Genomic DNA, 13,003 nt, shown 5'->3' with positions numbered 1-13,003 from the left:
AGTTTAGCCCCTCCATTTCTCTACAAAGCGTAGTGCTTCCTGTAGCTGATATTGCTTGATATCGCGATATGATCCCACGCCGTAACGCTCATAAAGTGCAGCGTAAAGAGAGCTATACAATTTTTTCTGAGCCCCTTTATCAGCAGTCAGTTCATTAACTCGTGCTCCAACAGCCTTACGTAATCTGGCTTGTTCTCCAGTATGCAAGGTTGCATTTTTTGCTAGTTGTTCCAAAGCGTCCACCCTCCTTCCCAACTGCTCAAATTGCTCAAAGGAGATTGCTAGAGTTTGAGGCTCTTTAGTTTTATTAGTAATGCTAAAATAGCTCTCGATAAGCGCTTGTATCGCCTGGTGAGCTTGATTCGTGTTAATCGATTTAGTGTGCAACCAGACGCCTTGCTCTGTCCATAAATACAAGACTGCTGCATGTTTTATACTTGCGTCATTTTGACGTTCAGTTTTAAATTTCCTTAGTTCTTCACCTGTAAGTGCGAAATAATGGATACCTTGTTGGTAACGGTTTTTGTTTCTTTGAAAATTACGAGTGATAACTTTACCGTTTGTATCAAGTGATGCTGCTAATTGAGCTGTTGTTAATACTCTAAGATTTTTATGCTCAATCACCTGTAACTCTTGAAGTTGCACCATAACAAATCTCCTTTCTGTGAAGTAAACGTCATTTTGACGTTTACTTCAATTTGATTAACCTTTTAGCACCATATTTATTGTGTCTTGGATGCCAGTAATACGAGCCTGCTGCGTAGCATATACTGCTTTAGCTTTAGATTCATCGTTGTCTGATTTTGCGTTTGCAACATCAAGAGCAAGATCCTTTAAAAGCTCCTTTTCATCTGCTAAAAATTGTTGTAGTTTATCTGCTTGTTTCATAGAGTTTCTCCTTGTAATTAGTTAGATTTTGTTTAATAATAGAAGTACAAATTTAGTTTAGTGATCTCGGGAAAGACACTATTGCAGGTGCATTGAGCACTTGCTTTTTTTATGCACTTTTTAGAATGAATTTTTTATATTCTTCATGATCTAATAGCGTGAAAAATTTAATCCCGTCTATTTCAACGGATGCTTCATAGTCACACTTTCTTTTCTCTTCAAGCTTTATCACGTCGTACTGACGGAACAGTTGAAAAAATACATACTGTTTGATTACGTGTACTGAATTTCTCCCATCGTAACTAATGTTAATGTGAAGACGGTTTTCTTCGGCGTCTGAAAAGAGCTGACTGATTAAATCGACCATTCCTCCAAGTGTAGCTTCGACTTGAGCTGTATCCATCACTGGAACCTTTCTAGCTTCCCCGTCTTGAATTTGTAATTGTGTTTTACAATTTGTACAAAAACAAAAATTACGTGAAAACCAAACAATTTCATCAGGTCTAAAATCTTGAAAACACTCAGAACAATGAGTACAAGTAGTTTCTTTCATAGTTTTTCCTCCATTCATATTGATGGCTTATCCCATCAAGCAGCTCATAATCATGGCTAACCAACCAAAATCGATTAGGGGAAATCGATTGATTATGAACTGCTTGACGAGAGCGAATATATATTCGCTTTTGTCGTAATTTGTGTTATAATAGATTCATAAATAGTCTTTCGAGATTGCTGTTTAATCGTTGCACCGATTAAGCAGTTTTTTTATTTGCCTTAAATTGAAGTAATACTAATTTTTGCTCTAACGTTAAATGATTCCACGCTTTAACTTTGATTCGCATACCGTTTCACCACCTCTGCCGTTACACCAATCTCTTGCAAATAACGAGGCATTGTATATAGTTGTTTGCGTTTCTCCAGTACTCGTAAAGCATTAAGTGATTTAATAGCATCCATTAAAAGCTCTTGCGCCATTTCCCACTCATCACGTGATCTATACACGTCTGCTCTTACAAGTAAGTCCACAAAACAAGCATTTTCCTTCGTAATTTGTTGATTGATTTGTTTTAAATCCATATTTTTAATCCTCCAAATATAAACGTTGGTACTAATTGTGCTGCTTGCATGATTGCATCCATGCTGAATAATGAAGAGATAATAACATCCTCTGAGTTCGTTACTTTCCCGACCTTTATTAAGAAACGAGCCTCAACGGCAATTAAATTTTTTTCGATTCTACTAATTGTTGATTGAGTCGTATGTAACATGTCAGCAAACGCTTCTTGTGATAAGCCAGCTTTTTTACGACAAACTTTTACCAATTTTCCAAAGTCAAATTCCACCATGACCACCTCCCTTTTATGCACAGATTGCATATATGCATAGATTGCATGGAAATCATTACCAAAGATTAATAGAATTAATCTATAGAGTTGATGCCCATTACTCTAAAAAAAGTAGTGTTTGCTATAATTCCCACTCGTTCATGATGATTTCTTGGATAGCCCTAATTGTTGGTTCATATAACCAAACTCTTTTACTACGTGGTCCACGACGTCGCTGAAATTTTCTAACCCGTGGATCGTTTAGGATATGTTTTTCTAAAAAGTCACGTTCAAATGAAGTTAGCTGTTTTAACTTTTCTAAATCAACAAAAAGCGTTTTCGTTTTGATTGCCTCCTGCATTAACTCCTCAGCGTGATGCTCCAGTTTTTCTTTAGTGATTCCTGACATCTGGAATAGAGTTTGTATAACTGCACTTTCACTTGGTTGTTGTTGAATCATAATGTCCCTCCTATATAAGGCTGTTTGCCCGACAGCCTTTCTTCTGTTGTCCGCTATAAAGTTTCCGTTTTGGTAACTTCGTTTTCAAAAAAAAGTTCATTTATTGGAACCTCCAAAATTACTGAAATCTTTGCAATATCATCAGCACTCATTTTTCTAGTTCCATTTTCTTTATAGTAGTAACCTTGATAACCTTGATAACCCATCATCTTTGACATTTCTTCAACTGAGATGTTTTTATCGATTCTCAAACATTTTATTAAGGCGAGGTTAACTACTGAATGCTTAACCATCTTTTCACCTCCAATTACCTTATTGGTAACTCTAAATATAATATACATTACCATTTTGGCAAAGTCAACACTCCAATTACCTTTTTGGCAATTTTTTTATTTACCATTGTGGTAAATGATTAAATCCATATAAAATAATACATACGAGGTGAAATGAATTGGTCTCTATAGGTTCTAAAATTAAATATTTACGAGAAAGGAACAATATCTCTCAGAAAGATTTTGCTAAAAAAATTGGAGTATCGAATACAGTATTGTCGCGCTACGAGTCTGGGGATAGAAAACCTGATTATGACACATTACAATTAATTGCTGATTACTTTGAAGTTAGTACGGACTATCTTCTAGGCCGTACACAGAATTTAGAAATTATTTCACAAGATGATGAGGCAGATTTTCAAGCTTTTGCCAACAATCCAGAACTTAACACTTTTTATAAAGAGTTGCCTGAATCTGATGAAGAAGCAGTTAAGAGACTTAGGGAAATTTGGGAAATAATAAAAGCAGACTATAATAAATGAAATTTGGCATTTTGCTCCACTTCCAAAAGGTGGAGTTTTATTTTATAATAAAAAGGGAACAAACGTTCTATTATTTATTTTGTTGGAGATGATCTTATGTACACCACGAGTCATACCGAAGATTTAATTAAAGTTTTTTATACAAAGTTGGGCATTTTAAAACCAGATCAACTAAAGTGCGAAATTATTGCTACGAAATTAGGTATTGATATCTTTTATTGGGATAAGCCTAGCCAAGCTCTTTTTATGGAAGACCGTGCATGGATATTCTTAAATGAACACCTAACTCCTTCACAAATGTGGCAAGATTTTTGCCATGAACTTTGCCATGTTCTTTTTCACTGTGGAAACCAAATTTATATTAAAGACAGTTTTAGGCAATACCAGGAAGCTAAAGCGAATCAATTTATGTATCACGCTTGCGTACCATCCTTCATGTTAAGGGAGTTGAATATAACAGATTCGAGTTATAAATCTATAAAAACAGTTAGTCAATTATTCAATGTTGATTACAGTTTTGCATCTAAAAGGTTAGCTCAATACGTAAGTAATAAATATTATGCTCTATTTGCATAGTTAATAGATTGAAATTTTTTTATATTTAGATTGAGGCTATTAATAATTTAATAGGAATGAGGTGGAAATATGGCTAGACAAAAACTAAATCCAACTAAAAAAGATAATATTTATTGGTATAAAGATGGAAGAATAAAAAAATATGCTTACAGATATCGCTTTTATGACTTTAACGGAAAACGTAGAGAAAAGACAAAACAAAATTTCGATACCGAGCGTGATGCTGAACTAGCATTGACTGAAATGAAAGCAGAAATTTTAAAAGGCAATATTCAACAAGTTGATAATAGTAATGTTACTGTTCAACAATGGATCACCACCTTTTATCAACGAAATGAGTCTAAATGGAAAATTAGTACAAAGAAACAATATCAAAATTCAATCGAGGGTCAAATTATTCCTAATTTAGGCCAAGTGAAGTTAAGCAGATTAACTAAACCTCAATATCAGGAGTTTATTGATATGTTAACTTTGAAGTATGCTGTTTCTACTGTACGAACGATTCATTCTGTATTTAACAGTGCGATGAATGCAGCTGTAGAAGAAGAAATTATTATAAGAAATAAAATATCCAGAGTAAACTTGCCTAAATTCAAAGTGAGGCAGTATGAAGTAAGTGAGGAGGATATTTTGAATGAAAGTGAAGTAGAACGTCTTATAAAATACGTAAAAGAAAATGAAACCGAAACACACTATACCTTAATATTACTTCTAGCAACCACTGGAATGCGAAAAGGAGAGGCATTGGCCTTAAGATGGAGTGATGTTGATTTTGAAAAAGAAGTAATTTCTATATCAAGAACTCGAGATCACCTAGGTGAACGGTCAACGAAGACGGATAATAGTCAAAGAACTATTGATGTAAGTAAGGCATTATTAAAACATCTTAGAAAGTATAAGTTATGGTCTGTCCAGAAAAAGATGATAAATGGCATGAAGTTAAATGCTGACGATCTTATACTTATAAACACCTCAAATTCAGAACCAGTTGCAAAGATGTATCCAAATCAGTTGATGGAGAGAGTTTTTGAAAAGGGTATTATAAAACGAGTTACCCCACACACTCTACGACACACCTATGCCTCTTTATTAATTTCAAAAGGAATTCCAGTCACAACAGTTGCAAAAATGATTGGCGATGCTGTAGAGATGGTCTTAAGGGTATATGCTCATTCTTTCCGTCAAAAAGAACATGAAGCAGTCAAAGTTATTAACGATATGATTAAAATTAATTAAAAATAAAAAGTGGACATATTCTAAGATAGCTAGAATGTTGTCCACCTTTATGTCGTTAGGTCTTATGTATATGTTTAAAAAAGCTAAAATAAAATTACTATTATGAGAAGTTATCAGCAGACTTTGTTCTCTTTATTAGAAATCATTTTTAACTTCTTTAAACTCATTTTCTTCAATCATTTTCACAATATTCATTGTGGGTAAAATAATAGGGGTCTCGCTACCCTTACTAGTAATATCAGAAATAATACTTCTTAGATAAGGAAATAGTATAGCTACAGCGTTATATTTATAAAAGCTCAATATTTCTTCCTCTGACATTTCTTCATTTGGGTGCATTAAAAAAAATCCAGATACTTTCGCTTTAGCATAAAAATTAAAATCCCTTAAGTCTTCATCGCCAATTTCAATACCTAAATAAATAATTGCTTCTTCGAATGTTTGAGGGTTAGTTTCTAATTTATATGATATTTGGGGTGTTAATTTAACTTCCTCATCAAATTCCTGAAAATAAGGGTTAAACTTATAATGAGACTCTAATATATGATAATCTCTAAATTGTAACACAGCACTCATATTTATCTCCTATGCACTCATTGCTAATTGATTTTTAAATCTATTTGTAACTTGTTGTTCTTCCACTTTAATTACGGAATGTTTTAAAATTATTTCTTCCACAAAACAATCGGTATCTTTGGTTACATAATTTAATTCCTGTAATTCAGGGAAAAAATCTTCAAGTTGGTACTCTTTACTATTTGTTACGATTTTACTCTCTTGTTCTTCAAAACTCACTTTTAGACCTAATTTTTCAGCTAACTCAATTGCTTTTACTTTATTTATTGAATTTGTCATGTTATCCACTCCTATACTATACAGATAATCTTCGTGGCTCTTTTCTTTTATTTCTTTTATATAACTTTATTTCTTTACCGTTTATACTATTCCCATTTATTACATTTTTATTCCTAACACAGACTTGAGCTCCAATTAAATTGAGTTGCATCTGGCTAAATAACTCTTTTTTATCGAATATAGATTTTACAGGGAAACTACGCTGTATCATCCAAATTTCATCAGATACTAATGATAGTAGAAAACATCGAACTTTTGCAGAAGATTTTTCATCATTTTCATTATATTCGATTACTATTCCCTCTGATCTTAATTTTTTTATATGACTATCAAGATAATTAAGACCTTTTCTGCTATCTAAATTTAAGACATTTTCTTCAATTGCCTCAAGTATTACTTCTATAACATACGGTGTTTCACCTTTATAATCAGAAGAATTTGTTACTTTTGAAATTGCCCATTGAACAGCTTGTTCTTCATCGTCTTTAAAAAAATATGCTCCTTGACCTAACCAATGGTCTTCTCTAGGTTCCCCCAGCTCAAATTCTTTTGTTTCTAGAATGTTATTGGCGCAACTTTCAGCCGTACCATGAAAACCATAAAATTTATAAAATCTCTGTTTTTCCATTCCCACCTAGTCCTATTTTCGAATAAATGCACACAAACATACTTAAATACACGTAAATACACGTAAATACACGTATTTAATGATATTTTTATAATATCATATAATCATAAAAATAAATAAGTTAAAATACTCCACGAATAGTTTTGTATTGCCAGATAAGTTATTAAAGATTATCGAAGTAGTTCTATTTTCTAGTATTTTGGGGTACAAATTGGGGTACACGATATTTACATACCTATTTAATACCTCTATATAGCAATCTTTTAACGTTATGAATCTTAAGAAATTCTTAATTTTTTATAAATAACTTACTCTTCCCCCGTTTTCCGACTCCCCAATGTCAGCACAATAATCCCACCTAATAATAAAACAACACCTACCCATGAAGTTGGGCTTAGGTATTCTCCAACTAAAAAGACGCCCAGCAATGCGGCGGTTAGGGGTTCTGCCAAGGATAAAGTGACTGCAGAGGATGAAGAAATCTTCTCTAACCCTCCTAAAAATAAAAGGTAGGCTACACTTGTTGCGGCCAAGCCCATGAAAATCATAGGGAACAGATTTTGACTGTTGAATGCCCACATGACTCCGTCTCCTGAAAACGGCAATAGCAGCAGGGCACATAATGTGAAGGTCATTGCCACTGCAGGAAGTGTTTCTTCTTTTTCTGTTAATTGCTTACTACAATTTGTGTAAAGAGCGAACATTAGTCCAGCACATAAAGCCAATAAAATTCCAATTGGATTTACTGAAGCTTCTCCTCTATTCACAAATAATAAAACACATCCAATAATCGCTAGAGCTGTTGCGATCGCCCAAACTCGATTCGGCTTTCTTTTCCAAATTGCCCATTCGACTAGACCTGAAAATACTGGAGAACTCCCAATTGTCACAACTGTTCCTAATGCAACACCAGTAAAACGTACAGAGGTAAAAAATAGTGATTGGAACAGAGCAATCATTATTGCTGCTAGAATCGTCCACTTCCACGACCAAGTTTTAAACTTGATTTTTCGCATGAAGAGGGCCAATACAAGTAGTACCCCTCCCCCAATTGCTGAGCGGACTCCTGCCACTGCTATGGAAGAAACCTCTGCTTGTAAAAAGGTTTGCGTTGTACCCACTGTTCCCCAAAGCATTGCTGCTAATAACACAAATATGTATGCCATTAAATTCATTAAATACACCCCATAATCACACTTTTTATGAATCATCTATCTAATACAAACAACTTGTTAAATTATACCAAAATCGAATGAGAATCGATAACATTTCTTATTAATAGGAAATGACGAAAACTGTTGTACAACACTCATCAGGGAAATTCTCGCAAATTAATAAACTATAAGATTTTCTCGCATATACTTACTTTCCCTTTATATATGAAGAAATTTCTTTTCGACAAAAACCGATATTTTTTACTTGATAATTTCATGATTAAGGTTCATTATATGATTATAGCAGTAGAAAACTAGTTAAAAAATTCTTCATAGAATATTTTTTTATACAGAAATGTAAGCGTCAACATTTCTATATTTTCAAAGTTTTCACTGTATATACTTCCTAAGGGGGATCACATTATGATCTATGCAAATCCTAACACAGCAGGAGCAATTGTTAATTTTAAAGAGAAGTATGATAACTTTATCGGCGGCGAATGGGTTGCACCGGTAAAAGGACAATATTTTGAAAATAGAACACCAGTAACTGGTGAAGTATTCACAAAAGCAGCTCGCTCAACAGAAGAAGATATTGAATTAGCATTAGATGCAGCTCATGCAGCAAAAGATGCTTGGGGAAAAACGTCAACTACTGAGCGCGCGATTATTTTAAATAAAATTGCAGATCGTTTAGAAGAGAAACTAGAATATCTTGCAGTAGCAGAAACTTGGGAAAACGGGAAAGCTGTTCGTGAAACGTTAAATGCTGATATTCCATTAGCAATCGATCACTTCCGTTATTTTGCTAGCACAATTCGTTCTCAAGAAGGACATATGACGCAATTAGATAATGATACAGTAGCATATCATTTCCAAGAGCCACTAGGTGTTGTTGGACAAATTATCCCTTGGAACTTCCCGATCCTTATGGCAGCATGGAAAATCGCTCCAGCGTTAGCTGCTGGGAACTGTATCGTTCTAAAACCAGCTGAACAAACTCCAGTTTCAATCATGGTATTAGTGGAGTTAATCCAGGACTTACTTCCAGCAGGTGTTTTAAACATCGTTAACGGTTTTGGTATTGAGGTTGGTAAACCACTTGCTACAAATCCAAGAATCGCTAAAATTGCCTTCACGGGTTCTACAGCTGTTGGTCGTCAAATTATGCAATATGCAACAGAAAATATTATTCCAGTAACTCTTGAGCTTGGTGGTAAATCGCCAAACGTATTCTTTGAAGACGTTATGGACAAAGACGATGAGTTCTTAGATAAAGCAATCGAAGGTTTAGTATTATTTGCATTAAACAATGGTGAAGTTTGTACTTGTCCATCTCGTGCCTTAATTCAAGAATCTATCTATGATAAATTTATGGAACGTGCATTAGAGCGTGTTAAAGCCATTAAAGTTGGTAACCCACTTGATACTGAAGTAATGATGGGTGCGCAAGCTTCTTCTCAGCAAAAAGAAAAGATTCTTTCTTATATCCAGCTTGGACAAGAAGAAGGAGCAGAGTTACTAATTGGTGGTGAGGAAAACCATTTAGGTGGTGACCTTGAAAACGGTAACTACATCAAACCAACAGTATTCAAGGGCAACAACAAAATGCGTATCTTCCAGGAAGAAATCTTTGGTCCAGTACTTTCTGTTACAACATTCAAGGATTTCGATGAAGCAATTGAAATTGCAAACGATACACTTTATGGTTTAGGTGCTGGTGTATGGTCACGTAGTGGAGATATCGCTTACCGTGCTGGTCGCGCTATCCAAGCTGGTCGCGTTTGGACAAACACTTATCATCAATACCCAGCAGGTGCTGCATTTGGTGGCTTCAAAATGTCAGGTATCGGCCGTGAAAATCACGCAATGATGTTAGATCACTATCAACAAACAAAATGTATTTTAACAAGCTATAATAGAAATGCTATGGGCTTCTTCTAAATCGAAGGGAGATTAGGATATGATAGATCGTGTTATCGCAACAGATGAGGCACTTGAATTCTTAAAGCTGCTTAAAGAAAAACATGACTCTATTATGTTATATCAATCTGGAGGTTGCTGTGATGGCTCTGTACCAATGTGCTACAGAGAAGGAGACTTTCTGTTATCAGATTCTGATGTCTATCTAGGTTCATTAAATAATGTGCCCTTCTATATTCATAAAAGCCAATATGAATATTGGAAGCATACACAGCTGATAATTGATGCACTTGTTGGTGGCGGTGCGGAATTCTCGTTAGATAGTATAGAGGATAGACACTTCATTACACGCTCACGAATTTTCACTGAGGAAGAATATTCAGAGGTAAAACAGCTATTCTAATTAAATAATCGAGCAGTCTGATTGGATGGAAGTTCAATTGGACTGCTCGATTTTGTTTGTAGCGTTTTTTGCAGAATAACTTATAATAAATAAGGGAAATCTCTCATTAATTAGTTTGAGAGACTAGAAAATACAATATGAATGGAGGTCACCATAAAATGTATAAAACTGTTGCTGAGACTGCGCAAGAAATATCTATGCCCGAGGAACAAGTACTTCGTTACATCTATGCTGGCCGCATTAAAGCAGTGCATGATGGAACTCAATACCTCGTAAACAGTGCTCAATTTGATTTGTATCATGAGCAGCTGGAACGCATCAAAGAGGAAATTGAAATTTGGCGCAATACACCGATTCCTGAAGATCCAGATATTAAGGATGAGGATTAATCTATATCCTTCACTTATAAACGCAAAAAACATCTTGAAGCGCGAATTTCTTTTCACGCCTCAAGATGTTTTAAATTGTTACGACAAAGCCCGCACGTTTGCCGATAATTTCTGCATAGTCTTCCACCATGACACTTGCTGTTGGGTACATACCTGCTCCAGGTCCGACCAGTGTTAAAGTTCCAATATAATTCGTTTCCATTGTAACTGCATTAAACACGTCATCGATTGGATATAGTGGATGCTCTTTATCTACTAGCATTGGCGCTACTTTTGCATATAGCGATCCATCTGGATACTTTTCAACCTCTGCTACATGACGATACCGTAAACCTTTTTCTATGGAATCAGATACCTGTTCAGCAGAAATGCTGTCAATCCCAATTACTTCTACATCTGCCCAGTTTGGCTGATCTCCAAATGCCAAGGAGGAGAGAATCATAAGTTTTTTGAATGCATCCTGCCCAGAAATATCATTATATGGATCAGCCTCTGCATAACCCAGTACCTGTGCTTCTTTTAAGGCATCTTCAAACGACCAGCCTTCTGCACGCATTTTTGTCAAAATATAATTTGTTGTACCATTTAAAACCCCTTGAATTCTGGAAACATCATTTACTAATAGAATATTCTTCATGGTTTTAATAACTGGTACCCCACCTGCTGTTGTTGCTTCATATCCAACAAATACTCCATTTTGTCTTGCTAATTCCTGTAATTCTAATCCCCTTTTAGCAAACATTACTTTGTTGGCAGTAATCACATGGCACTTATTTTCAACAGCCTTCTTTAAATAACCAAATGCAGGCTCTTCGTTTACAATCGCTTCAAATACAACCTGGATTCCTTTTACTGAAAGACAATCATCTATACTGTCTGTTAGTAAATGTGCAGTCCCTGGTACGCGTTCCTTTGTTGTATCTCTAACTAGGATTTTAGCTACTTCTAATTCAAGCCCTAGTTTCGCACGTAGCTCTTCACGTTTTTCATTTAAAATATGATATATTCCCTGACCTACTGTGCCAAAACCTAAGATGGCCGCCTTGATTGTTGCCATTTCTATACTCGCCTCCATCTTTACTCTACATGTTATACCTTTATTTGGCATCTACGAATCTAAATCTATAAGGATAGGTGATGTACGATTCCTTACATTATCTTACGCCAAACCGATAAGTATATTTCAACACAAAAACAAACAATTCGAAAAATTTAACTTAAGTGAATTTTATCTTATATTTGGAAGGAACTCAAGAAAATTCTTCCTAAGGAGGACAATTGTTTTTCTAAGAAGGTCAATAAGATTTATAAATTATTTCTATTTTAATATGCCTATAATAAATTTCAATTAATTAGCTCGTACAGCTTTTTTTATAAATAAAAAGGCATCTCATGATTCGAGATACCTTTTTAATTTTAATTGATTCGAAATCCGTTACTTGTATCGGGAAAGTGAATTATTAAATGGGAGATTACTAGGATGCTATCTTTAAAGAGATTTTACAAAACTTGTTAAGTACACTGTTAACTATCAGTGCTTCTTTTGATGTAAAAACTGGCACGCCATACGTACGTTGGACAAGCTGAAATTGTCCATATTCTAGATGCCACTCTTTAGCAGGTAATGTTAAATGCTGATTACCAAACTCCTCGTATGTTTCGTAAATGTCTTTTACATAGTAATTACTTTCTGAAAAAGATGCTGTATCTTCCTTGAAAGCACTATGTCCAAAGGTCTTATACCAAAGCTTATCAACCACAGCCAATAAACGCTGAAGAGAATGCGAGTTTATAAACGCACCTTTTTCATTTAATTCATATATAAAATATGCTGCAATGTTTTGCGCACTATAGATGTTTCCCATTTAACAACTCTCCCTTTCTAAGTAAACAAAAGTCAAACCTTGTTTAACTACGCATCCTGCAAGTGGTAGATTTTAATTCCGACAATTCTTCTCTATATTAACTAGTATACGAACTAAAACCTCTTAAGTCAATAAAACAAATTAATTTACTTGGTTTTAATATTTATTGCTGCCCAATGATTGGCACGCTTCCTAAATCGGCCGTGAAAACCATCCTTTTCACAAATGAGTTAAAGGTACTTTCATCTAACCAATTTAGTTATTTTCGCTAATGAATGCGATATTTTTCATAAACTTCACAAATGAGTGATTTTACCATAATTGCTGGTTGTCCACGCAAATGAAGCGTATTTTGACAATGCAAATGGTAACGCAGGGATGAGCTGCTTTTTAGATCTTTGCTTTTAGTGAATTTACTTTGCTAGCCCAATGAATGGCCAAGTTATTACTTGTTTCCCCCTCCTTATTTAGAATCGATGGTTCGATC

Annotated in this window: 19 protein-coding genes; 6 read left to right on the top strand and 13 right to left on the bottom strand. The window is 34.7% G+C overall.

The window, feature by feature from the left end:
* Nucleotides 1-3 precede the first annotated feature (3 nt).
* From LG296_RS01530 to LG296_RS01500, 7 genes are all read right to left on the bottom strand, one after another.
* Nucleotides 4-648: an ORF6N domain-containing protein gene (locus LG296_RS01530; protein ID WP_404427277.1), complete on the bottom strand. Its 645-nt coding sequence runs from the start codon at nt 646-648 to the stop codon at nt 4-6.
* 54 nt (nt 649-702) lie between these two features.
* Entirely contained in the window at nt 703-888 is a 186-nt protein-coding gene (locus LG296_RS01525) for a hypothetical protein (RefSeq protein WP_404427276.1), read from the bottom strand.
* Nucleotides 889-997: 109 nt separating this feature from the next.
* Entirely contained in the window at nt 998-1,441 is a 444-nt protein-coding gene (locus LG296_RS01520; RefSeq protein ID WP_404427275.1) for a hypothetical protein, read from the bottom strand.
* 272 nt (nt 1,442-1,713) lie between these two features.
* Nucleotides 1,714-1,965 carry a hypothetical protein gene (locus LG296_RS01515; RefSeq protein ID WP_404427274.1) on the bottom strand — a complete coding sequence of 84 codons (252 nt, stop codon included), beginning with the start codon at nt 1,963-1,965 and terminating at the stop codon, nt 1,714-1,716.
* Complete coding sequence (locus tag LG296_RS01510; protein ID WP_404427273.1) at nt 1,956-2,234, bottom strand: helix-turn-helix domain-containing protein; 279 nt, start codon at nt 2,232-2,234, stop codon at nt 1,956-1,958. The genes LG296_RS01515 and LG296_RS01510 overlap by 10 nt, the downstream gene beginning before the upstream one ends.
* A gap of 121 nt (nt 2,235-2,355) precedes the next feature.
* On the bottom strand, nt 2,356-2,673 hold the full coding sequence (locus tag LG296_RS01505; protein WP_404427272.1) for a hypothetical protein: 318 nt from the start codon (nt 2,671-2,673) through the stop codon (nt 2,356-2,358).
* A 53-nt stretch (nt 2,674-2,726) separates the two neighbouring features.
* Entirely contained in the window at nt 2,727-2,966 is a 240-nt protein-coding gene (locus LG296_RS01500) for a helix-turn-helix domain-containing protein (RefSeq protein ID WP_404427271.1), read from the bottom strand.
* Between the two features lie 158 nt (nt 2,967-3,124).
* Between LG296_RS01500 and LG296_RS01495 the strand changes: the two genes are divergently transcribed.
* From LG296_RS01495 to LG296_RS01485, 3 genes are all read left to right on the top strand, one after another.
* A complete protein-coding gene (locus LG296_RS01495) occupies nt 3,125-3,487 on the top strand; it encodes a helix-turn-helix domain-containing protein (RefSeq protein ID WP_404427270.1) in 363 nt (120 codons plus the stop codon).
* Nucleotides 3,488-3,583: 96 nt separating this feature from the next.
* Nucleotides 3,584-4,063 carry an ImmA/IrrE family metallo-endopeptidase gene (locus LG296_RS01490; protein WP_404427269.1) on the top strand — a complete coding sequence of 160 codons (480 nt, stop codon included), beginning with the start codon at nt 3,584-3,586 and terminating at the stop codon, nt 4,061-4,063.
* A 69-nt stretch (nt 4,064-4,132) separates the two neighbouring features.
* Nucleotides 4,133-5,299, top strand: a complete 1,167-nt coding sequence (locus LG296_RS01485) for a tyrosine-type recombinase/integrase (RefSeq protein WP_404427268.1) — start codon at nt 4,133-4,135, stop codon at nt 5,297-5,299.
* A gap of 135 nt (nt 5,300-5,434) precedes the next feature.
* On the opposite strand, the gene LG296_RS01480 is transcribed toward LG296_RS01485, so the two are convergent.
* From LG296_RS01480 to LG296_RS01465, 4 genes are all read right to left on the bottom strand, one after another.
* Nucleotides 5,435-5,875, bottom strand: a complete 441-nt coding sequence (locus LG296_RS01480) for a protein-export chaperone SecB (RefSeq protein WP_404427267.1) — start codon at nt 5,873-5,875, stop codon at nt 5,435-5,437.
* Between the two features lie 9 nt (nt 5,876-5,884).
* Nucleotides 5,885-6,154 carry a hypothetical protein gene (locus LG296_RS01475; RefSeq protein ID WP_404427266.1) on the bottom strand — a complete coding sequence of 90 codons (270 nt, stop codon included), beginning with the start codon at nt 6,152-6,154 and terminating at the stop codon, nt 5,885-5,887.
* Nucleotides 6,155-6,170: 16 nt separating this feature from the next.
* Nucleotides 6,171-6,782 (bottom strand): hypothetical protein, encoded by a 612-nt coding sequence (locus LG296_RS01470; RefSeq protein WP_404427265.1) that lies wholly within the window; start codon nt 6,780-6,782, stop codon nt 6,171-6,173.
* A gap of 308 nt (nt 6,783-7,090) precedes the next feature.
* Nucleotides 7,091-7,957 (bottom strand): DMT family transporter, encoded by an 867-nt coding sequence (locus LG296_RS01465; RefSeq protein ID WP_251401953.1) that lies wholly within the window; start codon nt 7,955-7,957, stop codon nt 7,091-7,093.
* 402 nt (nt 7,958-8,359) lie between these two features.
* On the opposite strand from LG296_RS01465, the gene LG296_RS01460 reads away from it, so the two are divergent.
* The 3 genes from LG296_RS01460 to LG296_RS01450 all read left to right on the top strand — a co-directional run bounded on the left by LG296_RS01460 (nt 8,360) and on the right by LG296_RS01450 (nt 10,651).
* On the top strand, nt 8,360-9,880 hold the full coding sequence (locus tag LG296_RS01460; RefSeq protein WP_251401950.1) for an aldehyde dehydrogenase family protein: 1,521 nt from the start codon (nt 8,360-8,362) through the stop codon (nt 9,878-9,880).
* A gap of 19 nt (nt 9,881-9,899) precedes the next feature.
* Nucleotides 9,900-10,262, top strand: coding sequence for a DUF779 domain-containing protein (locus LG296_RS01455; RefSeq protein WP_251401947.1), 363 nt, complete (start codon nt 9,900-9,902; stop codon nt 10,260-10,262).
* Between the two features lie 158 nt (nt 10,263-10,420).
* Entirely contained in the window at nt 10,421-10,651 is a 231-nt protein-coding gene (locus tag LG296_RS01450; protein WP_107936924.1) for a DNA-binding protein, read from the top strand.
* A gap of 70 nt (nt 10,652-10,721) precedes the next feature.
* On the opposite strand, the gene LG296_RS01445 is transcribed toward LG296_RS01450, so the two are convergent.
* Nucleotides 10,722-11,708, bottom strand: coding sequence for a homoserine dehydrogenase (locus LG296_RS01445; protein ID WP_251401944.1), 987 nt, complete (start codon nt 11,706-11,708; stop codon nt 10,722-10,724).
* A gap of 418 nt (nt 11,709-12,126) precedes the next feature.
* Entirely contained in the window at nt 12,127-12,516 is a 390-nt protein-coding gene (locus LG296_RS01440; RefSeq protein WP_251401942.1) for a hypothetical protein, read from the bottom strand.
* Nucleotides 12,517-13,003: the final 487 nt, after the last annotated feature.

Source organism: Ureibacillus chungkukjangi, assembly GCF_044795995.1.
In the GTDB taxonomy this organism is placed as follows: Bacteria; Bacillota; Bacilli; order Bacillales_A; family Planococcaceae; genus Ureibacillus; species Ureibacillus chungkukjangi.
The sequence above is the reverse complement of the archived record's forward strand: the minus strand, read 5'-3'. Positions and strand labels throughout refer to the sequence as shown.